Source organism: Spirosoma lacussanchae, assembly GCF_005870035.1.
GTDB lineage: Bacteria > Bacteroidota > Bacteroidia > Cytophagales > Spirosomataceae > Spirosoma > Spirosoma lacussanchae.
Map to the genome: position 1 here is coordinate 161363 of NZ_SWJG01000006.1, position 25393 is coordinate 186755.

Consider the following 25393-nt stretch of genomic DNA (forward strand, 5'->3'; position numbering starts at 1 on the left):
ACGTTTTGCAGGGAGGAACTTGATTTTAACGGCACAATGCGCGTTTTTGTTTCTTAACCTACAAAGCTATGACCGTAGATGATTATATCAATCAACAGCCTGCCGATCTACAGCGAATTTTACGCTGGCTCCGGAAAATAATCATGTCGTCAGACCCGTCTATCCGCGAGAAGATAGCCTGGCAGATCCCCGTCTTTACGTTTCGGCAGGTGAACGTGATGTACCTGAATGTGGTACGTGGCCGACGCGGCATGGCGCCCGGTATCGGTGTCGAACTGGCATTCATGGCTGGGCGCCACCTGCCCGATGAGTTGGGCATGCTCACGAGCGCAGGCCGCAAGCAGGTCAGGTCGCTGCCAATCTCTGGCGTTGACGACCCGGAGGCTGATCTTGTACGAACCTATATACAGGAAGCCCTGCTGTTAATCGAGAATCGGCATGGCGAGTGATGAAAACAGCAGATGCCGCACAAACGCCAGCAGTTTGCTTTGATCTTTAGGCTGGCCGAAATCGGTGAGCGAGGGTAGGTTTTCCATAAAGAAAGCCTGGTGGTGAATGGTCTCGATCAGCGAGCTGGCCCGCGACCGGGCGTAGGGGTAGCCGGGTCGGAGTTCGAGAATGATACCCGCAATACGACCGACCAGGTCTTTGTACGGTTTGAACAGTTGCTGCCGGTTATCTTCCGTGACGTGTCGGGTCAGGTAGGCCTTGCTGGCTTCGCAGATGACGATATTGTGCAGCGCCCGCAGGTCGATGTCGTCGGTAAGGGGGTTTTCAAGATCGGTCAGCAGCAGCAGATGCAGGAGTCGTTCTAGCTTTTCGTGGGGGTCGGCCAGGTTGTTGGTCCGGAAAACCAGCTGGAAGTCGAGCCACTGCCAGTACCAGGCAACCAGGTAAACCAGCAGTCGGTGTTTGTTCTCGAAATAGCGATAGATACTGGCTTCTTTGGTGCCCATACGATCGGCCAGCTTCCGGAAAGTGGCATCTTCAAAGCCAATTTCGTCGAACAATAAAATACCCTGCCGGACAATCCGCCGACCTAAATCAGATCCTTCCGGATCACGTAAGAAAAGCCGCTCATTCATGCGGACATGTACTGAATACTCCATTGATCCGGCTATTTAACCACCTGGACTAAAATTTAAAGCAAAATAAGCAGATAACCCTAGAGAAGAGTTATGTTTGCAAGATAGATAGTAATACTATCAAAATAGATATTGTTGCTATCTTTTCAAGTAGTTACATACACAAATCTAGTCATGAACCGTTTAATTAATCGAACATATATTATCCTGTGTCAAATCAGAAACTGGATTGGTACCAGTCTGCTCTATATATTCTCGGATACAGCCGCAGAGGCCCAGTCGCTGATTGCTGGTATTCCGAGTGCCGATGTAGCTCGCAGAGGTCATGTTGAATATACGCACGAAAGTCAGTGGGCGTCTGAGGCTGGCAAGCTGAAATGGAACAGCTTCAACTTTTTAACCTACGGCATCGCCAAACGGACAGAACTGGCTGTTTCTGTTGTAAATGTGGGCTCGCCGGGAACCGAAAACGTAGCGGTAGGGATTGGGTATAAAACCATCTTACCTTTGCAACAGGGAGAGGGTGCCGGTATGTTTCGTGAACGAAAGCTGTCTATAGGGCAAATGGCTTACGTGGCGGTAGGGCCCGAACGAAACATTGTTCGGGATCGGGTAGGCGGGTGGCTGTACAGTCACGTCAGTACCCGCCTGTCGCCGACGCGAACCCGTTTGACGGCGGGCCTGAGCTATGGCTCATCGCACGTGTTCGGTTTCCGGAGAGTCAGGATGCAGGGGGTAGGTGGCTTGCCGGAAACAAGCCCCCAGCGGATTCCGTTAACACCCCTGAGCTTTATAGGCGGTATTGAACAGCCCTTAACCCGCCACGTTGGTCTGCTGGCCGACTGGATTTCGGGCCGTCACGACATTGCCGCGCTGATTACCGGGGTGCAGTTCAACATCGGTCACCAGGTGCTGATTCTGGCTTATAAACGGGCTAACGATCAGGTTTCAGACACAAATGCATTAGTAACTGAAGTGATGATTCATTTCTAAAAACCTAACAGGAATTAAACAATGGCAACTTCAACGTCATCTGATCCAACACCAACACCAACACAACGACTGATCCGGCTGCTCAGTAATGATAAAAAAGACATTGGCTACATCTACCTGTACGCGCTGGTTACGGGGCTGATCAGTCTGTCGCTGCCGCTGGGTATCCAGGCCGTATTTAACCTGGTATCGGGTGGGTTAGTCTTCAGTTCGGTTTATTTGCTGATTGGCCTCGTTATTCTGGGTGTACTGTTGTCTGGTTTACTGCTCGTGAGCCAGATGATGCTGGTCGAAGTTCTGCAGCAGCGGGTTTTCGCCAAGGCGGCTTTCGAATTTACTTACCGACTGCCCCGTATCCAGCCCGACGCGTTTGCTGGCTATTACCCACCCGAGCTGATGAACCGTTTTTTCGATGTGCTGACCATTCAGAAAGGAATGCCCAAGCTGTTGATCGATTTGACAGCAGCCGCGGTACAGATTCTGTTCGGTATTATTCTGCTGTCGGCCTACCACCCGGTTTTTCTGGCGTTTGGTTTGTTCACCATGGTGGCTATCGTCGGCATTTGCTGGATATACGGGCCGGTCGGGTTGAAAACCAGTCTGAACGAGTCGAAATACAAGTACAAGGTGGTGGCCTGGCTCGAGGATGTAGCCCGTGATCTGCCTATTCACCGGCACCGGACCGATTCACTGGAAACGATTGATCGCATGGATGAACTGGTGGCCAGCTACGTGGGTTACCGGAATCAGCATTTTAGCGTACTGCGCCGTTTTTTTTACAGTGGTGTGGCATTCAAGACCATCGTAACCGGGGGGCTGCTGATTCTGGGGACTACCCTGGTAGTTGGCCGCGAAATGTCGCTTGGGCAGTTTGTTGCCGCTGAGCTGGTAATCGTTCTGATTACGAGCTCGGTCGATAAACTCATGTCAGGCATCGATACCGTATTCGACATGCTGACGGCCGTTGAAAAAATTGGTTACGTAACCGATCTTCCCTTATCTGATTTACACCTTACCGACTAATGAAAACGAAGCAGGGCCGCAGAACGGGACCGATCAGGTCCCATGAAGTAACCCGGGGCATACCTACGACGATTATCGTAACTGGCTTGGTACTCATTACTCATTACGTACAGACACTATGCTAAACATATCGAATCAACGGGTCGATGAAGAACTCTTCAACCACTATCCGCTCAAAACGCTGCGCACCCTGCCCCATACGGATGCCGGTCGCCGGTTAGGACGTTGGATGGCGTTTATTCTGCTGGTCGGCCTGGCTGTCATGTTTCTGCCCTGGCAGCAGAATATCAACGGAGAAGGCAAGCTAACGGCTCTGACTCCAAAAGATCGTCCGCAAACGGTACAGAATGCCATTGCGGGCCGGATTGAACGCTGGAACGTGCAGGAAGGCCAGTACGTCAAGGCGGGGGACACGCTGCTGGTGATCTCCGAGATTAAGGACGAATACTTTGATCCCAACCTGCCCCAGCGGCTCGATGAGCAACTGGATGCCAAACAGGGCACCAGCGATGCAACTGTCGCCAAAATTAACGCACTCGATGACCAGATTGCAGCGCTCCGGGCGGGCTTGAAAGTGAAGCTGGAAGCTGCCCGCAATAAGGTCAAACAAAGCGAGTTCAAAGTACAGGCCGACCAGGCCGACCTGACCGCCATCCGCAGAAATTACCAGATTGCGCTAGACCGGCTCGACCGTTTTGAGAAAGGGTACAAAAATGGCCTGTTTTCGCTGACCGATTTGGAATCGCGCCGACTGAAGGTGCAGGAAGATTATGCCAAAGTTGTATCGCAGGAGAACAAAGTGAATGTGTCGCAACAGGAGCTGGTCAACGCGCGGCTGGACCTGACAAACATTCAGGCCGATTATCAGGAGAAGCTGGCCAAGGCCGAATCGGACCGGAGTTCGGCGGTCTCTTACCTGGCCGAAGCCGGGGGCGAAATATCCAAGCTGCGGAATAAAATCAGTAGTGTCGATGTACGCCGGGGACTTTACATCGTACGGGCCCCGCAGAATGGCTACGTAGTGCGCTCACTGAAGGCCGGTATCGGCGAGACCATCAAAGAAGGCGAATCCATTGCTACCCTCCAGCCGGATAACCCGGCGCTGGCCGTTGAGTTGTACGTGCGGGCTATGGACGTGCCCCTGATTCAGCGGGGTCGCACCGTTCGGTTACAGTTCGATGGCTGGCCGGCGATTCAGTTCTCGGGCTGGCCGGCCGTAGCGGTCGGTACGTTTGGTGGCGAAGTGGTCGTCATTGATGCCGTCAGTAGCGTAGGCGGGAAATATCGATTACTGGTTAGCCCCAAAGTACAGAAAGGCGATCAGCCCTGGCCGAGTCAGCTGCGGGTCGGATCGGGCGTGTATGGCTGGGTCATGCTCGACGACGTACCGGTATGGTACGAACTATGGCGTCAGTTAAACGGCTTCCCGCCCAGTTTGCAGGAAGAACCCACCGAGGAGAAAGGAGCTAAAAAATGATGCGTTTGACGTTTCGCTGGCAATCTTCGGTATTCCGAAGGCTGATGCTGGTGGCCGGTGTCGTGTTCCTGTCAACGGTGCAGGCCGTCTGTCAGCCCGACACAACTGTATTTCCGGCGCAGGCCTTTTATGAACTCATCCGACTCAACCACCCCATTGTTAAACAGGCTGGCCTGTTTGGCGAAGAAGCCGAGCAGGTGTTGATGCAGGCGCGGGGGGCTTTTGACCCGAAGTTGAGTACTTATTACGACCGGAAAGAATTTGCCCGGACCCTGTATTACGACCACTGGCAGAATAAGCTGTCGGTTCCGCTCTGGGTGAGCGGCATCGATCTGAACGTATCCTACGATCGTAACAACGGGAAGTACATCAACCCGCAGGAAACCACCCCACCGTCGGGGCTGGCGGGCGTAGGGCTGGCGATGCCGATCGGGCAGGCCATGCTGATCGATGCCCGGCGCAACGCCGTTCGTCAGGCCCGGCTGCTCATTAACCTGGCCGAAGCTGATCGGGTTAAGCAGGTCAACAAAACCCTCTTCGATGCGGCAAAAACCTACTGGGAGTGGTTCCTGGCTCATCGGCAACGGCAATTACTTGTCGAAGGCTATGACCTGGCCGACCGTCGGTTCCGGGCATTGCGCCAACGGGCACTCCTGGGCGATGCGGCCATGATCGATACGACCGAAGCACTCATTACCGTGCAGGACCGACTGGTGCAGCGGCAACAGGCCGAACTGGATGAGCAGAATGCCCGCCTGCGTGTGAATACATTTCTCTGGAATGCCGAAGGACAGCCGGTCGAGTTGCCGGTAACGGCTATTCCGCAGGAGCCCTCGCTGGCCACCCCGGACGAAAATCTGCTCCAGGCGCTGCTGGACCAGGCTGCGCAACGCCATCCGGAGCTGCTGAAACTTGATATCAAGAACCAGCAGCTGACCATAGAGGAGCGTTTCCGCCGGGCCATGATTCAACCGCAGATTCAGCTAAACGCCATGCTGCTCAGCGAAACGCCCCGCATCGATGTGCCCTACAACTGGAGTAGCTATTACGCCTTACGGCCTCAGAACTACAAAGTAGGTCTCGACTTCGTATTCCCATTGTTTCTGCGGAAAGAGCGCGGTAAACTGCGCGAAGTACAGGTAAAAAACCAGCAGGTTGTTCTGGAACGCCAGCAGACCGGCCGCGATATAACCAATACGGTGCAGTCGGCCTATAACCAGCTGCAAACGCTACAGCAGCAGATTATCGTTCAGCAGCAGGTAATTGCCAACCAGCAGCGGTTGATGGAGGCTGAGCAGCAGAAATTCGAGATTGGCGAAAGCAGCCTTTTCCTGGTCAACTCCCGCGAGACCAAGCAGATCGACCTGCGCGTAAAGGGCGAAGAGTTGAAAACGAAGTATCAGAAAGCCATTGCCGAGCTGTATTTTGTGGCCGGAACGACCCAGTAATCAGGCACTCATGACGGTCAGTAATTCGCTGATCATCATAGCCGTAGCGCCCCAGACCCGGTAGCCCTGTATCTGGTAGAATGGGGCATCGACCAGCACTCCCCGGACGTCGATCTGGCTATCCCCGACAATGGTTTCGTCGAGAAGGGTAGCCAGATCAACTTCTACCACCGCTTCCACTTCCCGCGGATCGGGGTAAAACTCGGGACGGTGGGGCAGGATGCCTACAACGGGTTGTACGTAGAAATTGCTGGGGGGAATAAACAGCTCGGTCAGCAATCCCAGCACTTGTACGTCCGAAACCCGGATACCAATCTCTTCCTGAGCTTCGCGCAGGGCCGTACGGGTCAGGTTTTCGTCGATGCGCTCCATACGACCGCCCGGAAAAGCCATCTGGCCGGCATGAACGCCATCGTACTGGGGGCGCAGGATGAGGGGTAGATAAATAGAATTCTGGTACGGGTAAAAACAGATCAGCACCGCGCTCCGCCGGGTACGCTCGTTGGGTTTGATACCAAGCCGAAGTCGGGAGGTCGACGCCATCCTGGCGTGAGCCGCTTCGCCGGGTAAAGGTTCCCGAAGTCGTTGCCGAAGGTGTTCGGTAAAGGTATGAAACGTGGTGTCGATCATGTATCTCTGTAGATTACAGCGGTTCGTATTCGGTAGATCAGCCTTGCTCACCCACCGTAAACACAAGCCCGTAACCCTATTTATATAGCTTTACTAACTGCTCCGCACACCGTTCGCCATCCATAGCGGCCGAAACGATACCGCCTGCGTAGCCAGCGCCTTCGCCACATGGAAACAGACGCCGTACATCGACGTGTTCACAGGAGTCGCGATCGCGGGGAATTCGTATGGGCGACGATGTACGACTTTCAACACCAATAACCTGCCCGTTGTTACTTAGATAGCCGCGCATTTTCCGGCCAAAATCGCGTAGTCCCTGTCGAAGGGGCTGCGCAATATGGTCAGGCAGTACGTCTGCCATATCGACCGAAGCCAGGCCAGGCTGGTAACTCGTAGGTAGTAACACATCGGACACGTGCCCATCTACGAAGTCGGCCACCCGCTGAGCCGGTGCGGTTTGCGATGGTACTCCTTCCGACCGGCTACCCATCCGGCAGGCCCAGCGTTCCAGTTCCTGTTGGAGAGCCAGTCCGGCCAGCGGCCCTTCGTCTTCGTAGGGCTTGAGATCGGCCTCGGTAATGGCGACGACTAACCCCGAATTGGCATATTTCGAGTCCCGGCGCGAGGGCGACATGCCGTTGACGACCAACTCGCCGGGGGCTGTGGCGGCCGGTACAATAAATCCACCCGGACACATACAAAACGAAAAAACACCCCGGTCTACCCCGCCATAGCGCGTTTGGGTAACCAGGCTGTACGACGCTGCCGGCAGGTAGTCGCCCCGCTCGGGCCGGTGGTACTGGAACTGATCGATCAGTGACTGCTGATGTTCGATCCGCACGCCCATGGCAAATGGCTTGGCTTCGATCCGGACGTCACGCTGCTGCAACAGGTAAAAGACATCCCGGGCCGAATGCCCCGTTGCCAGAATAACCCCGATGCCGTGGATTTCCTGCCCATCGGCGGTCACCACGCCACGCAACTCGCCCCCGCTCAACTGAAGGTCGGTTACTTTGGTGTCGAAGCGAACCTCGCCCCCGGCGCGGAGAATGGTTTCGCGCAGATCGGCTACCACGTTTGGTAGTTTGTTGGTGCCAATGTGTGGATGGGCATCAACCAGAATCTGATCCGTTGCGCCGTGCGCGACAAATATTTCGAGTATCCGCCGAACATCGCCCCGTTTGGTTGAGCGGGTGTACAGTTTGCCGTCTGAGTACGTACCAGCACCTCCTTCGCCGAAACAATAGTTCGACTCGGGGTTAACGATATGGTCTTTGTTGATAGCCGCCAGATCCCGACGTCGGGCGCGTACGTCGCTGCCTCGTTCCAGCACGATGGGTTTTATACCCAGCTCAATCAGGCGTAGCGCAGCGAACAGACCGGCTGGTCCGGCCCCGACCACGAGGGCCTGGGGCGCCTGGCTAACGTCATGTTGGGGCTTCTGGTACTGAATCAGGGGAGGAGGAGTTATACCTACATACACCTCGGCATCGATGTGGACACGGACCTGTCGGCCGCGGGCATCGACCGATTGCCGGCGTTTGCGCACATGGGCAGGTACATCGGCCGGAAGCCGAAGCGCCCGAAATGCCTGCTCCTGAAAAAGTTGATCGTCGAAAGCCTGTTCCGGATCGAGCGTTAGCGAAAGCTGATGAATCATACGATAGGAAGGCCGGTGTTTATCCGGCAGGAATTGACAAAACTACGCACAAAAAAGGCTGTTTACGGATAACAGGGGCCATTTTGTTTGGGTTCGTTACCGGTGAATTACTTATACAACATGGGCCGTAAGAAGCGGCCAGGCCGGGCATTGGTGTACTTTTTTAAACTACTGTAAATTGGTAGAGTTATATACGTCAACACAATCGACTCAACGTATGAAACAGATACTTGCCACCTTCGCCTGCGCCTGGTTAATAACTGGGGCGGCTCTGGCCCAGCAGCGCACTAATTCTACAGCTGCCCAGTCATCGGGAACAGCCACCAATGCCGGTACCGGCAATACGCTCGAGCAGAACAGCGCGGGCAGTGTAACCACCGGAGCGGCTACCAATGGCTCTGCCAACTCGACCCCGCCCAATTCGTCCAGTACGAACACCAGCAACGGGGCAACGGCAACGTCGGGGCTAAATAACACCCTGGAGCAGAACAGCGCGGCAACCGTTACATCAGCCAACGGTCCTACAACGACTACGACGGATGCACGTAGCAGCACCATGACCGGTGGCACGTCGACCAAAGCCCGCACTAAAAAAGAGAATCTGATAAACCTGAAGCCCAATAAAGATCCGAAAAAGGACCAGTAAAATGGTTTGTAGGGTCGTCAATCACCGAATCGCCATGAAAAAACTCCTAATTATAGCCGTCTTAGCCGCCCTGCCAACGCTGGCCAACGCCCAGCGGGAAAGTGTAAAGAGCGGTAATAAATACAACAGCGCAGCGGCTCGGGTCCCTGATGCGGAGAAAGAGCGGGTCGCGGCCGAAAAGTTTAACGGGCAGAAGCCTGACCAACCTCAGAAACCCAAACCTAAATCGGGTAAGCAGCCTGTGCAGGGACCTACGGAGAACGGAGGCCGGGTAAAAAATCCGACTACCAAAAGCGGCAACCGTTAGTTCCAGCGTGTGAAGCGAGACGGTCTATACATCTCCTAACTAAAAAGACCAAGCATAGCCAATGAAAAGCAAGGCAGATAATTTTAAAATAATACCTTGTGTATGCAACAAAAAAGCTCCTACTTGATATAGGAGCCTTTTTTGTTGAACCAGTCAAACGAATCAGCTAGCTGGCGGATAGATTGACAAAAGGGCATTTGTTGCAATGAGTAGTCATTTTGTGGTAAGCTAAATTAGCTAAACAAATATTTTTGATAGTATTACTATCATATTGGTTATTTTTGCTTTCCTTTGTGCGGTAATTTATACGCACATGGAAAAAACACCCATCACAGTTGCTTATGGGGACGGTATTGGTCCCGAAATTATGCAGGCTACCCTCGATATCTTACAGGCTGGCGGTGCTCAGCTCGATATCGAGACGATTGAGATTGGCGAAAAAGTGTATCTCAGCGGCAACTCCGCCGGTATAGCTCCTGAGGCCTGGGAGTCGCTTCGGCGCACGAAGGTTTTTTTGAAAGCACCGATTACAACACCCCAGGGCGGAGGCTTCAAGAGCCTGAACGTAACGACGCGTAAAGTGCTGGGTCTGTTTGCCAATGTTCGGCCCTGTGTGGCTTATTCCCCATTCGTCAGCACCAAGCATCCGGCTATGGATGTGGTTATCGTGCGGGAAAACGAAGAAGATTTGTACGCGGGCATCGAACACCAGCAAACTCAGGAAGTAGTGCAGTGCCTGAAGCTCATCTCGCGGCCCGGTACCGAAAAAATCATCCGCTATGCGTTCGAGTATGCCCGCGCCTACGGGCGTAAGAAGGTGACCTGCTTCAGTAAAGACAACATCATGAAGCAGACCGACGGCCTGTTCCATAAAGTTTTTGACGAAGTAGCGGCCGAGTATCCGGAGCTGGAAAACGAACACTGGATCGTTGACATCGGAGCGGCCAAACTTGCCGACACTCCAGAAGTATTCGATGTGATTGTCATGCCGAATCTCTACGGGGATATACTGTCAGACGTGGCTGCTCAGATTGCGGGGTCGGTCGGTCTGGCCGGTAGCGCGAACATTGGGCAGGAAGTGGCCATGTTTGAAGCCATACACGGATCGGCTCCCCGTCGGGCGGGTCAGAACCTGGCCAACCCATCGGGGCTGTTACTTGGCTCGATCATGATGCTGGTTCATATTGGCCAGAACGAAGCGGCTGAGCGCGTACATAACGCCTGGCTCAAAACGCTGGAAGATGGTATTCATACGTATGACATCTTCGACGCCAGCGTGAGCACCGAGAAAGTCGGCACCCGCGAATTTGCGCAGGCTGTTATTGCCCGGCTCGGCCAGAAACCCCAGCAGTTAACCCCGGTCAGTTATGCGCAGGCTAAAAACGTAAGTTTCAACGTAACGCCGAAGCCCCAGGCGCCCGTAGCGATTGAAACGGTAGGTGTCGATATCTTCCTTCGCCATACGGATCGGGACCCGAACAAACTCGGCCAGACCCTCAAAACACATAAAGCAGGCGCTATGAGCCTGTCTATGATCACAAACCGGGGGGTTAAAGTATGGCCAGATGGGTTTGCGGAAACGTTCTGCACGGATCACTGGCGGTGTCGTTTCAAATCGGAGGCCCTGGAGCCGTCATCGTATCAGGATATTCTGGCGCTGCAGCAATCCATTACGGAAGCTGGTTTCGAGATTATCAAAACCGAGAATCTCTGCACCTTCGATGGGCAGCCCGTTTTCTCGGCCGGACAGGGAGCATAGCCAGCATCTGGCTGCTAATCAAACACTCAGGTATCATAATAGACAGACACTATCATGACAAATCAACACGATTTTCAACTCATCAATGGCCGATTCAGTAGCAATGAGGCCGAGTTATTGATCAGTGAACTGGCCCAGGCCAAAATACAGCACCATATGCGTCGGATTGCCTGGCACGATTATGCCGAAGAAGACATCAAGGCCCTGGAAGTCCGCATCCGCGAAATAGAAACCGACCTGCGCGAAACAATCCGGCTTATCAAGACAACCGCCGGGCCTGAAGGGTCAGTGGATATCGAGGGAGTTATCCGAATGCGTTTCGTTCGTCAGGTGTAGTACCGATTGACGCAGGGCCGCGTTGGTCTGCGTCGGTAAACTGATCCGGAAGGTGGTCCCCTTATTTAAGACAGACTCTACCTCAATCCGGCCCTGATGGAGGTCAATGATGCGTCGGGTCAGGGCCAGTCCAATGCCGTGCCCATGAATGGTCAGTACGTTCTCAGAGCGGAAAAACGGTTCGAAAATATGTTGAATGTCGCCGGGTGGAATTCCCTGTCCATGGTCACTGATGGTCAGATGAATTTCGCCCGGCTCAAAAGCGATTCGTACCGATACCTGCTCGTCGGCTGAATACTTGCATCCGTTTTCGAGCAGGTTCTGAAGCGCCGTCTGCAACAGTGACTCTTCGCCCATGATCACCAGGTCTTCTTCCTGATCGGGCAGGTTTTCGAAGTCGATGTCGATCTGATAGGAAGGTTTTTTCTGGGTGATCTGGCTCTGGGCCTGCCACAGCAGCTCATCGATCCGGACGGGCTGGTATCGCAACATAACCGCGTCGGCGTTGGCCTGGGCCAGCTCGAGAAGTCCATTGACCAGACGAATCATGTTCTGCACCTCATCGAGCAAACCGTCCAGCGCGGCTTCGTAGTCCGGTCCGGTTCGGGGTTGCAGCCGGGTCACCTCAATCTGGCCCATCATGACCGTCAGCGGAGTCCGGAGTTCGTGCGACGCATGTGAAACAAAACTCTTCTGGGTAACGAAGGCCACCTCAAGGCGACTCAGCAGGGCGTTGAAGGTGCGGGCCAGCGCAGCCAGTTCATCTCGCTGACGACCAACCCGGAGCCGCTCATGAATGTTAGTGGCGGAGATAGAGTTGACCTGAGCAATAAGTTCAGCAACGGGCCGGAGCGCATCGGTCGCAAACAGGTAACCGGCAATGCCGGCGATGAGCAGGCTGAGCAGCCATCCTACCGCCAGCAAATCGCGCAATCGGCCGAGTTTGCTAAAGCCGTAGCGATCATTGGCCGAGACAAAAATAACGAACGACTGACCCCGGCTATTCTGCGACCGCACGCCAACGGCTTCTATATCGCCCTGTCGGAGGTACTGGGGTTGTCGGGTTGTAATTCGGCGCAGGAGGCCCGGCGATACCGGAAAGCGGGGGCGCTGAGCGCCTTTGCTGTATAGAACCAGACCCTGGTCATTGTAAATAGTGATCTGCTCATCGATCATGAACGACAGATCTGTACGGGGCATTTCGCCAACATCTTCCCGCAACTGAATGGTGGTGAAAGCGCGTTCCTCGAGTCGCTGCTGAAATTCCTGTTGTCGAAACTGATCGTAAAAATAATAGACAGACCCCGTAAACAGCAGCATGATTAACGCGACCAGAAGCACGAAAAGCAGTGTTAGGCGAGTCCGTATATTCATGGAAATAAAGGCGGGGCAGGGGGAAGTAGCGAAAGAACTGGTGAGTAGACTGGTGCGGCTTTCCTACCCCGGTTCTCCTCTGTCACTCCTCTTTGAGCATATAGCCCATACCAATTACGGTATGAATTAATTTATGGGGAAAGTCTTTATCGACTTTTTTGCGGAGAAAGTTAACGTAAACATCGATTACATTCGTGCCGGTATCGAAATGGATATCCCAGACTTTCTCGGCAATGTCGACTCTGGAAACCACCCGGCCCCGATTCCGCATCAGGTAATCGAGCAGACCAAATTCCTTAGCCGTTAGTTCGATGCGTTTGTTGCCCCGGCGGGCTACCTTCTCGTTCAGGTCCAGCTCCAGATCGCCTACTTTCAATACATTTGACTGGGTGCCGGGGTCGGTAGCCCGTTTGGTCAGGGCGCGCAGGCGGGCCATCAGTTCCCGAAATTCGAACGGCTTGACCAGGTAGTCGTCGGCGCCGGACTCGAAACCCGTCAGTTTATCATCTACCGAACTCATGGCAGTCAGCATCAGAACCGGCGTCCTGACCTGCTCCTGCCGCAGGGCCTGAACAACGTCATACCCATTCATTTTGGGCAGGTTAACGTCCATTACAATAACGTCATACGTATTGTTCAGGGCCATATTTCGACCTACTTGTCCGTCGTAGGCAATATCTACCTCACAGGATTGCTCTTCCAGTCCTTTTTTTACGAACGAGGCCAACTTTGGCTCGTCCTCAACCATCAGAATCTTCATATCGGCAACATACGCACCTATTTTGTTATTTAAAAATGGCAAACGGTTTTATTTTAAGGTGACGAGTGCAAAAAAACAAATACCCCCAAAAACAAAAAAGCCGCTCCGAAAATCGGGGCGGCTTTCCGCTTCTATCCACACCATTTCAAGACAGGTAACCGATGGTTACCACGTCTTGATGTTCAACCTTCCCTTTGTAAAGGATTGTTATGCTAAAGTAAGCAAATTTCTTCGTAGCGCAAGATCGGTTCGGACATTTTGATTCTGCGCAATGCCCTCAACTACGTTGCGATTTAACTAATAAACGCTACTACAGCGGTTAAAATTATCTAACGTAGTAACTTTTGAGTTCGGGTCCTATAAAGGCTGAAACTGACGCCGGTAGAAGGCGTAAAATATCAGCGGAAAAACGAATAGCGTTAGCAGTGTAGCCGAAATAAGCCCGCCAATAACGACAATAGCGAGGGGTCGGGCCGTTTCCGAACCGATTCCGTGCGATAGGGCCGCTGGGATCAGACCAATGCCTGCCATCATGGCCGTCATCACAACGGGTCGTATCCGGGAAATAACTCCTTCGCGAATAGAGGTATTCAGCGACAAATTGTTCCGGAGGTTCTTCTTGAAGACGGTAATCAGGATAACGCCATTCTGAATGCAAATGCCAAACAGGGCAATGAAACCTATACCGGCCGATATGCTGAAATTGACATGCGTTACCAGCAGCGCGGCAATGCCGCCGATAACCGCAAACGGTACGTTGACTAACACCAGTCCAGCGTCTTTCCCGTTGCCGAACAGCACAAACAGGATCAGGAAGATACCTAACAGGCTAATCGGTACTACCTGCTCCAGCCGGTTCGTAGCCCGCTGCTGGTTCTCAAAATCGCCCGCCCATTTAATCGTGTAACCAGTTGGCAGTGAGACATGAGCGGCTACTTTCTGACGGGCCTCGGCAACGGCGCTACCCATGTCGCGTCCACGCACCGAGAATTTGACGGCGCCATATCGCTGGCCGCCTTCTCTGAAAATCAGGACAGGCCCTGTCTGGGTCGTTACCTTTCCAATTTCCTGGATAGGGATCATGGCCGTCGACGCGCCCGAGCCGGATTGGGCCGGTACCATAAGTCGGCCAATCTCCTGTTCGTTGGAGCGGAACGGGCGGTCGTACCGAATGCGCAGATCGAACTTCCGCTCGCCCTCATAGATCTGGGTAGCTGCTTTCCCGCCAATAGCCATTTCTATAACGGCTTCAGCCTCGGCTTTGTCGACCCCGTAGAGGGCCAGTTTGCGTTCGTCCAGCTCGACCCGCATTTCAGGCTGACCCGTTGTCCGAATCACTCCCAGGTCTTCGATACCCTGAACGGTGGCCAGCTGTTGCTGCACCTCCTGCGACTTACGTTCCAGGATGGTCTGATCCGGGCCGAATAGTTTAACGGCAATTGAGCCTTTTACGCCCGAAACAGCCTCTTCTACATTGTCCATAATCGGCTGCGAAAAACCGAAATTAACGCCCGGAAAAACGCGCAGTTTTTCCTGCATCTTATCAATTAATTCTTCTTTGGTCAGCCCACTTTTCCATTCATCCTGTGGGTAAATGTCGACCAGAAACTCGATGTTATAAAAGCCGGTGGGGTCGGTTCCGTCGTTGGGTCGTCCGGTCTGCGAAATCACCCCTTTCACCTCCGGAAACTGCTCGAATACATGCCGCATCTGAATGCTTTGCTTCACCGACTCCGGCAGCGAAATACTCATGGGCATGGTGGCTCGCACGTAAATAGACCCTTCGTTCAGTTCGGGTAGAAATTCGGTACCCAACAGGCTGAAACCCGACAAACCGATCACAACCACGAAAGCGGTAACCAGCAGGCTCAGTTTCTTGTGCGCAAAGGTGAAACCGAACGCCTGGGTGGCATAACGGGTGACAAGGTTGACAAACGGGTTGTGCTTCTCACGAACATTTTTCTTCAGCAGCAGGCTGGCCAGCACCGGCACCAGGGTCAGGGTAAAAAAGAGCGCGCCCAGCAACGCAAAGCCCAGGGTCCAGGCCAGGGGGCTGAACAGTTTGCCTTCTACTTTCTGAAACGAAAAGATGGGAAGCAGACAAGTAATGATAATGAGCTTGGAGAAGAAAATGGCTTTTCCCATCTCCGTGCCCGTTTTGCGAAGCACACCGAGTTTGGCCAGTCGGTTGAAGCGCGCCATGCCCTGCTCATGGGCCAGCTGATCCAGGGTAACGAAAATGCCCTCTACCATAACCACCGCACCGTCGACGATGATACCGAAGTCGATAGCGCCCATGGATAACAGATTGGCCGACATACCCTTCAGCCGCAGACACACAAACGCAAACAGCAGCGCCAGCGGAATGACGATAGAAACGGTAACCGTGGTGCGCCAGTCGGCCATGAACAGAAAGACAATGACCGTAACAAATACGATGCCTTCGAGCAGGTTGTGTGTAACGGTATGGGTGGCAAAATGAATGAGTGACTCCCGATTATAGAAGGTGTTGATTTGTACGTCGGAAGGCAGGATGCTGGTGTTGAGCTCGTTGATTTTGGCTTTTACGCGGTCAATGACTTCGCTGGGGTTCTCGCCCTTGCGCATGACCACGATACATTCTACTACATCGTCGCGTTTGTCGCGTCCGGCCTGACCCAGGCGAGGGAGGGCCGACTCCGATACCTGCGCTACGTTTCGTACGGTTATAGGGGTTCCGTTAACGTTTTTGATGGCAATATTCTGGATGTCATCCTGGTTTCGCAACAGACCAATACCCCGAACCACGTACGCTTCGGCGTTTTTTTCGATGACATCCCCGCCAACGTTGACGTTCGAGTTGGCCACGGCCTGATACAACTCGAGAGGGGTAATGTGATAATCGATCAGCCGACGCGGGTCGACCGATATTTCGTAGGTTTTTACCTCGCCCCCAAAGCTGACCACATCGGCTACGCCCGGCACACCCTTCAGCTGCCGGTCAATGACCCAGTCCTGAATGGTTTTTAGCTCGCGGGCGGTGCGGGTGGGTGACTGGAGCGTGTACCGGAAAATCTCACCGGTGGGGCCGTAGGGAGGCTGTACGTCGGGTCGGACGCCTTCGGGCAGGTCGACACTACCGAGCAGGTTATTGACCTGCTGGCGCGCAAAGGCATCATCGGCTCCGTCGTCGAACATAATCTTGACCACCGACAAGCCAAAAAGAGAGGTTGAGCGGATATCGGTGCGTTTCTGAACCGGGTTGAGCCCAATCTCGATGGGAATGGTTACGAATTTCTCGACTTCTTCGGCCGAGCGGCCGGGCCATTGGGTAATGAGGGTAATCTGCGTATTGGTAACGTCGGGGAAAGCCTCGATGGGCGTATTCTGGTAGCTGATGATACCCGCTATCACCGCCAGGGCCGTTAGGAAAAAAACAAAGAATCTGTTTTTGAGCGAGAACGACAGGATGGATCGAATGAACGTATTCATAGCCAGTGGGCTAAGTGGTGGGAGGCAAAAAGAAAGGCTGGGTTAATTACCCAGTGCGCTGTAAATCAGGAGCTGATTGGTAGTAACGACCCGATCGCCTACGGCCAGACCACCCGACAAGTATGTGGTTGACCCAATGGTTTTATAAATCGAAATCTCGCGCACGATGGGCTGATTATGCCGGTTAACGGCTACTACGAAATTGCGGTTTTTGTCGAACACCACGGCGCTTGCCGGAATAGCCACCCGCTTGTCATGACCGGCGTAGGTAACGTTTACGTTGGCAAACATCTCGGGTTTGAGCGGATAAGGGTTTGGGCCTGTCGGCTGGTTATCGAGCGTGACCCGGATTTTCATCGTTTTGCTTTCCGGGTCGAGCATGTTGAAAATCTTGTCGATTCGCCCCCGAAATACTTTGTCAGGATAGGAGAGGGTGGTAATCGTTGCCATATCGCCTTCGTGTACATTAGCCAGATCAGATTCGTAGACGTTGGCCAGTACCCAGACGTGGTCGAGGTTCGAGATGGTGAATAGGTTTTCGGGGTCATCGGACCGAATTTCCATCCCGGGCGATGCCGTTTTTTCGACGATAAACCCGCTCATGGACGCTTTTACGACGTAAACCGACCCATTGCCGCCCAGAATATGTCGTCGTTCGGCTACCCGGTTTACCTCGCCCCTGGCGGCCTGAAGCTGTTGCTGGCTGGCCACGAGTTCGCGCTGAGAGCTGAGCCCAGCCTGTGCCATGTCTTCGGTTACCTGCAGGTTTTTCTGGGCCACTGATAACTGGCCACGCGCCGTAACGCCTTGCTGCTCCAGGTCGGCGAGGTCGCCGGATCGGATCAGGGCCAGAGTCTGACCTTTTTGGACAAAATCGCCCAGATCTGCCTTGACCGCATCAACATGACCACCAACCAGGGGAAATATTTTGACGACCTGATCCTGATTGACCGTGACCTTACCGGTCAGGTTAAGTTCGTTTCGGGTAGTTTCGAGCTGGGCGGTATCGAAGGTAGCACTGGCCAGCAGATTGGTTTTGGGGGTAACGGTGGTGGCTTCGGTCGGCGAGTCGGAATGGCTACAGCTGCTGAGGGCTCCTACGAGCAGGAACCCTGCCAAACTCGCCAGGCCTTTGGAGCCGGGCATCCGGTTCGTTTGATGAGCTAGCCGTACAATCAGCCCAAACGAAAAACGGGTAGCCATAGCCGATTTAGGATCGGCTGTTATGCCGAGCCGGTCAGACAGGCGCAGCGGTCGGCTACAGGGAAGAATAGTGGGGTGTCGTTTCATGTTGAATGTCTGTTTTACCAATTTCTGTATGTTCAGTCAATGCCGAAACGGGTTGGTACCGATGGCGTATTCCAGTTCCTCAAGGCTTTGCATACGGTCATTCTGGAGCTGCGTAACCTGAATCTGAGTGTTTTTGTACGAGTCGAAGAAGTCAAGAAACTCAACCACGTCGATATTCTGCTTGCGGTAGTTGATCGTCACGCCGTTGATCAGCCTCCCAAAGTCGCCGGTAAACTGATTGTCGAAGGCGCGATAAAGCTGTTCGGTCTGTCTGGCTTTGTCGTAGGCCCGCTGTACCTCACCGTCGACCTGGACCAGGTAAGCATTCGACAGATACTGGCTGCTTTGGATTCGGATCTGAGCGGCCTGAATATTTCCCTGGTTTCGGTTCAGGACGGGCAGTGAGATACCCACACCTACGCCAACGTAGTTGGGGATGTAGCCGGCGTTTCGGTCATACGTACCCTGTAAAGTCAGATCGGGTACGGCCAGCGCTTTCTGAAGGGCCAGGTTCTGTTGCTCCTGCCTGGCCAGATCTCGATAACTTTTCGCGTCGTAGCGATATTGCTCTGCCAGCTGATACAGGGTGTCCAGATTCAGCTGCGATACGCTGAGCTGGCTCACCGAGTCGGTCGATACCATCGGACGGATCACCGTAGCGGGTTTGATGTTTAATAAAATAGCCAGGTCAGACTGTGAGTCAATAACCTGGCGGAGCCGCTGCTGACGTTCGGTAGTCAGGCTAAAGAGGTAGGCTTTTAGGCGTGTCAGGTCTTTGAGCGGAACGTTCCCTTTGTCGAACTGCTGCTGGTACAGCTGAACCGTTTGCTGCAGGGTGGTAATTTCTTCATCGTATACCGTCAGTAGCTGCTGACCGTAGTATAAATCAAGGAAACTGGTATGCAGTTGGTAGGTTAATGTACGGAGGAGGTCATAAAAATGGTCAGCGGCCAGGTCGGTACCGGTTTTGGCCAGAGCCAGCTGCTTGTTCCGTTTCCCGGCGAGCCTGATTAGCTGCTGGACCTGGATTACCTGCTGGGAGTTTGATTTGCCGAAGGGCAGTGCTTCATGCGTCAGCTGGTTGTACGGCATTGTCTCGACGTAGACCGAAGGGTTTACCCGCAACTGGGCCTGTAACTCGTACGCTTTGTTTTCGGGAACCCCCAGCTGAGCAGCCAGCAGACTCAGATTATTGGCCTTAAACTGATCGTTGGCCTGTTGCAACGTGAGCCGCACCGTATCTGGAGCGGGGAGTTGAGTAGGGGCGATTATCTGCGCCAGGAGAACGTGGATGTTGCTGGCTGCAAACACCAGCAAACAGATTAACCACTGTTTGCGCGCCCGGAGCCGGACATATAGGAATGAACTACAAAACATAGCCTTGGTACTGGTGTGTTTCGTAGCAAATGTCACGGGGCGGTATTAAGGCCCTCTTAAACAAAAATTAAAAGGCCGTTAAATAATGTGACCCTCTGGTGTCGTATTTGTCATGTCTGGCTATAAAGCAAGCGGCCTGCCGGGAGATCCGGCAGGCCGCTTTTTCAATAACGTTGAGTAAATCAGGAAGGTGATATTAGTTCACCTTGAAAGAGTCTTTTGCATTCTCGATACCAGACTGAGCATCATCGGCCAGTTCATCAACTTTGTCGTTATAGTGGCTCTTTACTTTCTCCTTATTGTATTCTGCTTCAGCCTGACCTTTATATTGGTTCAGTTGATCTTTGGCTTTATCGGCATACTGATTTACCTGCGTCTTAGCCTGTTCGTAGCCTTCTTTTACCTGAGCTACGCCTTTTTCCCACTGGTCTTTCAGATCGCCAGTACGTTTGTTAGCTTCTTCGGTCAGTTTCTCGCGGGTTTCCTTACCACTGCGGGGTGCTGTGAGGATACCGATAACTACGCCTGTAATAATGCCTGTTAAAAAATCACGTGTACTTCTCATTGCTTTATTTGTTTTAGGTGATTGGTAGATGATTACTTCGCCTTCCGTTTTGCCTGAGCGACCAGGTCCTGCGTTTTAGACGAAGCGGAGTCAACGTAATCGTTGTACTGCTCTTTGATACTGTCTAAGCCAGACTGAAGCTGATCCTGCAAGTCCTTGAAAAACGAGTCTGACTCAGTAGATATTTTTCGGCGAGTAGTCTTTCCACTCTCCGGCGCCAGCAGAATGCCTACCACAGCACCAACTGCGAGGCCTATCAGTATTCCTGGTAACGATTTCATTGGCTGTATCTTTAGTGAATGAAACAAATACACTAAATCACTAGAAAATTTTGTACCACATTGTTGTAAATATAGTAAATCACTCATTAACAGTCTATTAAATAGCCACTATCGTTGAGTATACGGTAGGGAGTTTGAGGAGTATTTTCTACAAGGGCGTCCACGATTTACGCAATTTGGAAAACAACACCCCCACAGTTGCCAGTTAGAGAATCATGACCACCACTACACTCGTCCTACTTGGCTACACCGGTTTTCTGGTGCTGGCTTCATTCATCCACCTTATCCGGCTCGACTACTGGTGGGTTCGTATCTGGGACTTCCCTCACCTGCAGCTTACAGCCCTTACGGTGCTCGGCCTGGTTGCCTGGTTACTGGCTGATCAGTCGACCCAGTGGCCTTTAACCATTGCCCCGGTGGGTCTGCTGGCGGCCAGCATTTACCAGGGCTGGCTGATTCGGCCCTATACGCCCCTCGCCAAAAAGCAGGTCAGAGCGGTAAGGCGTAAGGGCGGGGGAAACCAGGTGGAAGAAAATACGCTGCGGCTGCTGACGGCAAACGTGTTCATGGAGAACACGCATGTACCAGATGTAAAGCGGTTGATCGAGAAACACCAGCCCGATGTCGTGCTGTTGCTGGAAACCAACGAAGCATGGCGCCAGCAGCTGGAGGCTATTGAACAGAACTACCCGCATCGGTTATTATGTCCCCTAGAGAATACGTATGGTATGTTGCTATATTCCCGGCTGCCGCTGCATAACCCGCAGATCCGGTTTCTGATACAGGATGACATCCCGTCTATGTACGTGCAGCTGGAGCTCCCGTCGGGTCAGCAGGTCCATTTCTATGGGGTTCACCCCATGCCTCCCAGCCCTACGGAACACTACCGGTCTACCGAACGTGATGCGGAGCTACTACTGGTGGGGAAAGAATGCCGGAAGCATACGGGGCCTATCGTCGTGGCCGGCGATCTTAACGACGTGGCCTGGTCACATACGACCCGACTGTTTCAGCGTGTCAGCGGGCTGCTCGACCCTCGGGTAGGACGGGGGCTGTATAGTACGTTTCATGCGCACTATTTTTTTCTACGCTGGCCGCTCGATCACGTCTTTGTGTCGCATCATTTCCGGCTTAAGCAGTTGCGCCGGCTTCCCAACTGTGGGTCCGACCATTTCCCCATACTGGTATCGCTTACCTATCAGCCCGATCCGGCTACGGCTACCGAAGAGCCGCAACCTGAGGGCGACGATCTGAAAGAAGCACGTGACATCATTGACCGGGCTACATAACCCGGTCAGTGATCATTTTGTGGTCAGGTTACGCGATCTGATTGGGCAGGGATAAAAAAAATCCCTGCGCTCAACTTGGCGCAGGGATTCCGTACCCACCGTAACTTGTACTTAACCTAAAATGAAACCACCTAAACCTAAACGTTTCGACGTATTAGGAATTCTGTGACCCCAACCCGTAGCTGGCAACAGGTCGGTATATTTTCAAGGAAACCCAATCTTCACACCCCTCGTCCCTGAATCAGGCGCAGAATAATTGCAATGATTGCAATCACCAGCAGAACGTGGATCAGATTGCCCAGACCAAAGCTGCCGAATCCGATAAAGCCAAGTAGCCAGATGATAATCAGCACTACGGCAATTGTATAAAGAAGGTTTCCCATAACGTTTCGTGAGTAAATCAGAAATTAATATCTCGCAATTGTCAAACTCTCTAGAAAATTCTGTGCCATCACGGGCCCTTCGGAGCATAAAGTAGAGTTAAAATGGGCTACATGCTTGAAAATGAGTTACTAGGTAGTAAACTTCGCCATTGACGTGTCTACAGCAATTTATTAACCTCTAGTGAGGAAGTGTGGAGAAAAGTACACATGTGTAGAACATTCGGGGAAAATAAGCGCACATTGCCACAGTACGTTATCTCATATGCTATGAGTACTATTACCTTGAAGAATAACTTGTAACGGGTAACGGGCTTGTTAATCAGCCATTAACACAGAAATTACATGAAATAAACTGGAAGGCTATCGTTTCGGCACTAAATTTTATATAAAGAGAAGCATAGAAGTTCATAAAATGCTACGTACCGTGGTAAGCACAATGACAGGAGCCAGTGTGGGCCAGCAATACCGACCAGCCGTAATGAATGCAGTGAGTAACGCCAAACGCGTGTTAATAGTCGACGACGAAGCCGACATCTGTTTATTACTGTCCGGTTTACTTCGTCGGTTGGGTTACCAGCCGACCTGTGCCCACTTCATAGAAGAAGGCAGGCAGTGCCTGAGTGCACAGCAATTCGACGCTGTGTTTTTAGATCTGAACTTGCCCGATGGGTTAGGCTTCGATCTGCTACCGTCCATCAAGCAGGAGCAGGCCGACACCAAGATTATCATGATCAGCGCCTTTGACGGACAGGCCGAACGCAGACGCGCCACCGAGCAGGGAGCCGACTATTTTATAGGTAAACCGTTTACCAGAAGGTCGGTCGAAATGGCTTTGCAAACCATTCAGGTTTGAGTAACTTTGTTCAAGCAGCTAACAACGCTTCGTTATTTCCTGTTAACATAGTTAGCCTTGGGCTGCCTGAGTAAGCTACTGCCTCTTCATGGAGAAAATATTAATCATTGACGATAATAACGACATATGCCTGCTGCTGGAACGGTTTCTGGGCAAACAGGGATATAAGACGGCGTCGGTGCAGCGGGGAGAGGACGGACTCGTTCTGCTTCGTAAAGAATCGTTCGAACTAGTTATCTGCGATTTCAAGCTGCCGGATATTGATGGGCTGGAAATGCTGCGCCGAATAAAGGTCATGCATCCGACAACAGCCGTTATCATCATTACCGGTTATTCTGACGTACGGGTGGCTGTGCAGACGGTGAAGCACGGGGCCTACGATTATGTAACCAAGCCACTCTACCCCGACGAAATTCTTTACACTATTAAAGGCGCACTGGAACGTCGTAGCCAGTCGCTCACCCAGCCAGCGGCAACGGTCGCCAGTCCGGCAAAAGCTACCTCCACCAGAGCCGCTGGTAACAAAGGCTCACTGGCCCCCGACGGCAAACGGTTTATCTTCGGCAAAAGCCGGGTAGCCGAGCAACTTCAGAAACATATTGATCTCATTGCTCCCACAGACATGTCGGTTATCATTACCGGCGAGACGGGTACGGGGAAAGAGTTTGTAGCCAACGCCATTCATCTCAAAAGCAAACGCGCCGACAAATCTTTCGTGGCTATCGACTGCGGAGCGTTGAGCAAAGAACTGGCCGGCAGCGAATTGTTTGGCCATGTAAAGGGTGCGTTTACTGGGGCCATGTCCGATAAAGCCGGGAGTTTCGAGTTCGCCAACGGCGGAACATTATTTCTTGATGAGATCGGCAACCTCTCCTACGACAACCAGATCAAGTTGCTTCGGGTGTTGCAGGAGCGTAAGATTCGGCGCATTGGCAGTAACCAGGACATTGCCGTCGATGTGCGAATTATCGTAGCTACGAATGAAGATCTGCGTGAGGCCGTTCGCCAGGGGCGCTTTCGCGAGGATATTTACCACCGGATCGACGAATTCGAAATTCATCTGTCGCCCCTGCGCGAACGCAAGGCCGACATTATGATCTTTGCCGAACACTTTCTGGAACTGGCCAACCGGCAGCTCGAAAAGGATATTCTTGGCTTCGATGATGAAGCGAAGGAGAAACTGAAAGAGTATTATTGGCATGGAAACCTTCGCGAACTGCAGAACGTGGTAAAACGGGCTGTACTGCTGACATCGGGAGATTATGTGGAGGCCGATGTGTTACCTCACGAGATAATCACTCCTCAGTATTTTGCCCCCGACGATACGGCAGGCAACGTTCAGGTTTCGTTTGATCCGGCCCGACCGGGTGTGCCCGTCATGAGTCAGTCGGCCGCTAACTTAAAATCAGTATCCGAAAACGCCGAGCGGGTCGCTATTCTAAAGGTACTTGAGAAAACCGGCTACAATAAAACCAAAGCCGCGGAAGTGCTCAACATCGACCGAAAAACGCTTTACAACAAACTCAAAGCGTACGATATTCATCTCTAACATGTAGAGTATATACCCATAAAGAAAGCCGCCTGAATTCGATTCAGGCGGCTTTCTTTATGGAGCATTTTCTTAGTTGATGCTCACGCCTACCGACAGTAATCCTACACTGTTTTTTGCATTACCCAACAACGTACGGGCGGCTCCGCTGTTGGCAATCCGCTGTAGTCCCTGCTCATAGCGAGCGCCGATAAACGCTTTCCCGAAGTAAATGTTGAGTCCGCCAGCGATACCGTAATCGACCTTGTTGAAGTTATCGCGGTTGATCGCGCTACTACCACTCCCGAAGTCGCCGTTCGAATTGACGTTCGAGTTTAGCAGATAGGCAGCGTAAGGGCCAGCCTGAAGTTCTACGGCCTGACCCAGTTTGAACGTCAGCAATACTGGCAGTTCAGCATAGTTTAGTCTGAATGTATTGCGTCCGTTAAAACCCAGCAGGTTGTAATCGGCAGAAGCGCCTTTGGTCGAGTAGAGTAACTCAGGCTGAATGGCCAGAAATTCGCCAAGAGGTGCCTGCGCAAACAAGCCCGCGTGGAAGCCGATACGCTCATTTTTGTTGCTGACACCTTGGTTATCGTAGAAGAGTGAGCTTGCGTTTAGACCTCCTTTGATCCCCGTCCTGACTCGGCCCTGGGCAAGTGCATCCGACGAGGAAGTAACAAGACTACCAACAGCCAGTACTGCAGTAGCCAACAGTAGATTCATCGACTTTTTCATAACGATCTAGTGATTTACGTGAAGAGCAGGTCCATGGTTAATTCAGTTGTACCGACTCATGACGGCTAATATGTTAAAATCGTGCCAAAACTCTCCTAAGCGCATGTTGAGGGCCTATCG

General features: G+C 52.6%; 24 protein-coding genes. 12 read left to right on the top strand and 12 right to left on the bottom strand.

Annotated elements, in window-relative coordinates:
* Positions 1-68 precede the first annotated feature (68 nt).
* Positions 69-449: a DUF1801 domain-containing protein gene (locus FBR45_RS20170; protein ID WP_138505663.1), complete on the top strand. Its 381-nt coding sequence runs from the start codon at positions 69-71 to the stop codon at positions 447-449.
* On the opposite strand, the gene FBR45_RS20175 is transcribed toward FBR45_RS20170, so the two are convergent.
* Positions 423-1109, bottom strand: a complete 687-nt coding sequence (locus tag FBR45_RS20175; protein WP_138505665.1) for a TetR/AcrR family transcriptional regulator — start codon at positions 1107-1109, stop codon at positions 423-425. The two genes, FBR45_RS20170 and FBR45_RS20175, sit on opposite strands and share 27 nt — an antisense overlap.
* A gap of 150 nt (positions 1110-1259) precedes the next feature.
* Here FBR45_RS20175 and FBR45_RS20180 point away from each other — a divergent pair, with 150 nt between their 5' ends.
* The 4 genes from FBR45_RS20180 to FBR45_RS20195 all read left to right on the top strand — a co-directional run bounded on the left by FBR45_RS20180 (position 1260) and on the right by FBR45_RS20195 (position 6026).
* Positions 1260-2078, top strand: a complete 819-nt coding sequence (locus FBR45_RS20180; protein WP_138505667.1) for a hypothetical protein — start codon at positions 1260-1262, stop codon at positions 2076-2078.
* 21 nt (positions 2079-2099) lie between these two features.
* Positions 2100-3101, top strand: coding sequence for an ABC transporter transmembrane domain-containing protein (locus tag FBR45_RS20185; RefSeq protein WP_138505669.1), 1002 nt, complete (start codon positions 2100-2102; stop codon positions 3099-3101).
* A gap of 118 nt (positions 3102-3219) precedes the next feature.
* Complete coding sequence (locus FBR45_RS20190; protein WP_138505671.1) at positions 3220-4578, top strand: HlyD family secretion protein; 1359 nt, start codon at positions 3220-3222, stop codon at positions 4576-4578.
* Positions 4575-6026, top strand: coding sequence for a TolC family protein (locus FBR45_RS20195; RefSeq protein WP_246082319.1), 1452 nt, complete (start codon positions 4575-4577; stop codon positions 6024-6026). Before FBR45_RS20190 ends, FBR45_RS20195 begins: the two co-directional genes overlap by 4 nt.
* Here FBR45_RS20195 and FBR45_RS20200 read toward each other — a convergent pair whose 3' ends face one another.
* Together FBR45_RS20200 and FBR45_RS20205 are read right to left on the bottom strand one after the other, a co-directional pair.
* Positions 6027-6656: an NUDIX hydrolase gene (locus FBR45_RS20200; RefSeq protein WP_138505673.1), complete on the bottom strand. Its 630-nt coding sequence runs from the start codon at positions 6654-6656 to the stop codon at positions 6027-6029.
* 76 nt (positions 6657-6732) lie between these two features.
* Positions 6733-8316 (bottom strand): NAD(P)/FAD-dependent oxidoreductase, encoded by a 1584-nt coding sequence (locus tag FBR45_RS20205; protein WP_138505675.1) that lies wholly within the window; start codon positions 8314-8316, stop codon positions 6733-6735.
* 217 nt (positions 8317-8533) lie between these two features.
* On the opposite strand from FBR45_RS20205, the gene FBR45_RS20210 reads away from it, so the two are divergent.
* The 4 genes from FBR45_RS20210 (at position 8534) to FBR45_RS20225 (ending at position 11364) form a co-directional block, all read left to right on the top strand.
* Positions 8534-8962: a RodZ family helix-turn-helix domain-containing protein gene (locus FBR45_RS20210; protein WP_138505678.1), complete on the top strand. Its 429-nt coding sequence runs from the start codon at positions 8534-8536 to the stop codon at positions 8960-8962.
* A gap of 34 nt (positions 8963-8996) precedes the next feature.
* Positions 8997-9269 (top strand): hypothetical protein, encoded by a 273-nt coding sequence (locus FBR45_RS20215; protein ID WP_138505680.1) that lies wholly within the window; start codon positions 8997-8999, stop codon positions 9267-9269.
* Positions 9270-9582: 313 nt separating this feature from the next.
* A complete protein-coding gene (locus FBR45_RS20220) occupies positions 9583-11028 on the top strand; it encodes an NADP-dependent isocitrate dehydrogenase (RefSeq protein WP_138505682.1) in 1446 nt (481 codons plus the stop codon).
* A 54-nt stretch (positions 11029-11082) separates the two neighbouring features.
* On the top strand, positions 11083-11364 hold the full coding sequence (locus tag FBR45_RS20225; protein ID WP_138505684.1) for a hypothetical protein: 282 nt from the start codon (positions 11083-11085) through the stop codon (positions 11362-11364).
* Here the strand turns inward: FBR45_RS20225 and FBR45_RS20230 are convergent.
* From FBR45_RS20230 to FBR45_RS20260, 7 genes are all read right to left on the bottom strand, one after another.
* Complete coding sequence (locus tag FBR45_RS20230; protein ID WP_138505686.1) at positions 11314-12738, bottom strand: sensor histidine kinase; 1425 nt, start codon at positions 12736-12738, stop codon at positions 11314-11316. The two genes, FBR45_RS20225 and FBR45_RS20230, sit on opposite strands and share 51 nt — an antisense overlap.
* 82 nt (positions 12739-12820) lie before the next feature.
* Positions 12821-13498: a response regulator gene (locus FBR45_RS20235; RefSeq protein ID WP_077922700.1), complete on the bottom strand. Its 678-nt coding sequence runs from the start codon at positions 13496-13498 to the stop codon at positions 12821-12823.
* Positions 13499-13855: 357 nt separating this feature from the next.
* Complete coding sequence (locus FBR45_RS20240) at positions 13856-16969, bottom strand: efflux RND transporter permease subunit (protein WP_138505689.1); 3114 nt, start codon at positions 16967-16969, stop codon at positions 13856-13858.
* A gap of 42 nt (positions 16970-17011) precedes the next feature.
* Entirely contained in the window at positions 17012-18259 is a 1248-nt protein-coding gene (locus FBR45_RS20245) for an efflux RND transporter periplasmic adaptor subunit (RefSeq protein WP_138505691.1), read from the bottom strand.
* 36 nt (positions 18260-18295) lie between these two features.
* The gene (locus FBR45_RS20250) at positions 18296-19636 is read right to left on the bottom strand and encodes a TolC family protein (RefSeq protein WP_138505693.1); all 1341 of its coding nucleotides are present in this window, start codon (positions 19634-19636) and stop codon (positions 18296-18298) included.
* Positions 19637-19832: 196 nt separating this feature from the next.
* Positions 19833-20201, bottom strand: coding sequence for a YtxH domain-containing protein (locus FBR45_RS20255; protein ID WP_138505695.1), 369 nt, complete (start codon positions 20199-20201; stop codon positions 19833-19835).
* A 32-nt stretch (positions 20202-20233) separates the two neighbouring features.
* Positions 20234-20482, bottom strand: coding sequence for a YtxH domain-containing protein (locus FBR45_RS20260; protein ID WP_138505697.1), 249 nt, complete (start codon positions 20480-20482; stop codon positions 20234-20236).
* Between the two features lie 215 nt (positions 20483-20697).
* Here FBR45_RS20260 and FBR45_RS20265 point away from each other — a divergent pair, with 215 nt between their 5' ends.
* Positions 20698-21771, top strand: a complete 1074-nt coding sequence (locus FBR45_RS20265; protein WP_138505699.1) for an endonuclease/exonuclease/phosphatase family protein — start codon at positions 20698-20700, stop codon at positions 21769-21771.
* Between the two features lie 221 nt (positions 21772-21992).
* Here FBR45_RS20265 and FBR45_RS20270 read toward each other — a convergent pair whose 3' ends face one another.
* Entirely contained in the window at positions 21993-22154 is a 162-nt protein-coding gene (locus FBR45_RS20270) for a lmo0937 family membrane protein (protein WP_138505701.1), read from the bottom strand.
* Between the two features lie 478 nt (positions 22155-22632).
* On the opposite strand from FBR45_RS20270, the gene FBR45_RS20275 reads away from it, so the two are divergent.
* Together FBR45_RS20275 and FBR45_RS20280 are read left to right on the top strand one after the other, a co-directional pair.
* Complete coding sequence (locus FBR45_RS20275; RefSeq protein ID WP_077922706.1) at positions 22633-23007, top strand: response regulator transcription factor; 375 nt, start codon at positions 22633-22635, stop codon at positions 23005-23007.
* Between the two features lie 88 nt (positions 23008-23095).
* Positions 23096-24556, top strand: coding sequence for a sigma-54-dependent transcriptional regulator (locus tag FBR45_RS20280; RefSeq protein ID WP_138505703.1), 1461 nt, complete (start codon positions 23096-23098; stop codon positions 24554-24556).
* 72 nt (positions 24557-24628) lie between these two features.
* Here FBR45_RS20280 and FBR45_RS20285 read toward each other — a convergent pair whose 3' ends face one another.
* Positions 24629-25273: a porin family protein gene (locus FBR45_RS20285; protein WP_138505705.1), complete on the bottom strand. Its 645-nt coding sequence runs from the start codon at positions 25271-25273 to the stop codon at positions 24629-24631.
* Positions 25274-25393: the final 120 nt, after the last annotated feature.

Bases quoted from the DNA above. Each gene is read 5' to 3' on its own strand.
- FBR45_RS20275 (WP_077922706.1), top strand. From the start codon at position 22,633: ATGAATGCAGTGAGTAACGCCAAACGCGTGTTAATAGTCGACGACGAA.
- FBR45_RS20220 (WP_138505682.1), top strand. From the start codon at position 9,583: ATGGAAAAAACACCCATCACAGTTGCTTATGGGGACGGTATTGGTCCC.
- FBR45_RS20255 (WP_138505695.1), bottom strand. From the start codon at position 20,201: ATGAGAAGTACACGTGATTTTTTAACAGGCATTATTACAGGCGTAGTT.
- FBR45_RS20200 (WP_138505673.1), bottom strand. From the start codon at position 6,656: ATGATCGACACCACGTTTCATACCTTTACCGAACACCTTCGGCAACGA.
- FBR45_RS20265 (WP_138505699.1), top strand. From the start codon at position 20,698: ATGACCACCACTACACTCGTCCTACTTGGCTACACCGGTTTTCTGGTG.
- FBR45_RS20270 (WP_138505701.1), bottom strand. From the start codon at position 22,154: ATGGGAAACCTTCTTTATACAATTGCCGTAGTGCTGATTATCATCTGG.
- FBR45_RS20250 (WP_138505693.1), bottom strand. From the start codon at position 19,636: ATGTTTTGTAGTTCATTCCTATATGTCCGGCTCCGGGCGCGCAAACAG.
- FBR45_RS20195 (WP_246082319.1), top strand. From the start codon at position 4,575: ATGATGCGTTTGACGTTTCGCTGGCAATCTTCGGTATTCCGAAGGCTG.
- FBR45_RS20215 (WP_138505680.1), top strand. From the start codon at position 8,997: ATGAAAAAACTCCTAATTATAGCCGTCTTAGCCGCCCTGCCAACGCTG.
- FBR45_RS20175 (WP_138505665.1), bottom strand. From the start codon at position 1,109: ATGGAGTATTCAGTACATGTCCGCATGAATGAGCGGCTTTTCTTACGT.
- FBR45_RS20235 (WP_077922700.1), bottom strand. From the start codon at position 13,498: ATGAAGATTCTGATGGTTGAGGACGAGCCAAAGTTGGCCTCGTTCGTA.
- FBR45_RS20230 (WP_138505686.1), bottom strand. From the start codon at position 12,738: ATGAATATACGGACTCGCCTAACACTGCTTTTCGTGCTTCTGGTCGCG.
- FBR45_RS20240 (WP_138505689.1), bottom strand. From the start codon at position 16,969: ATGAATACGTTCATTCGATCCATCCTGTCGTTCTCGCTCAAAAACAGA.
- FBR45_RS20280 (WP_138505703.1), top strand. From the start codon at position 23,096: ATGGAGAAAATATTAATCATTGACGATAATAACGACATATGCCTGCTG.
- FBR45_RS20210 (WP_138505678.1), top strand. From the start codon at position 8,534: ATGAAACAGATACTTGCCACCTTCGCCTGCGCCTGGTTAATAACTGGG.
- FBR45_RS20285 (WP_138505705.1), bottom strand. From the start codon at position 25,273: ATGAAAAAGTCGATGAATCTACTGTTGGCTACTGCAGTACTGGCTGTT.
- FBR45_RS20260 (WP_138505697.1), bottom strand. From the start codon at position 20,482: ATGAAATCGTTACCAGGAATACTGATAGGCCTCGCAGTTGGTGCTGTG.
- FBR45_RS20190 (WP_138505671.1), top strand. From the start codon at position 3,220: ATGCTAAACATATCGAATCAACGGGTCGATGAAGAACTCTTCAACCAC.
- FBR45_RS20170 (WP_138505663.1), top strand. From the start codon at position 69: ATGACCGTAGATGATTATATCAATCAACAGCCTGCCGATCTACAGCGA.
- FBR45_RS20180 (WP_138505667.1), top strand. From the start codon at position 1,260: ATGAACCGTTTAATTAATCGAACATATATTATCCTGTGTCAAATCAGA.
- FBR45_RS20185 (WP_138505669.1), top strand. From the start codon at position 2,100: ATGGCAACTTCAACGTCATCTGATCCAACACCAACACCAACACAACGA.
- FBR45_RS20205 (WP_138505675.1), bottom strand. From the start codon at position 8,316: ATGATTCATCAGCTTTCGCTAACGCTCGATCCGGAACAGGCTTTCGAC.
- FBR45_RS20225 (WP_138505684.1), top strand. From the start codon at position 11,083: ATGACAAATCAACACGATTTTCAACTCATCAATGGCCGATTCAGTAGC.
- FBR45_RS20245 (WP_138505691.1), bottom strand. From the start codon at position 18,259: ATGAAACGACACCCCACTATTCTTCCCTGTAGCCGACCGCTGCGCCTG.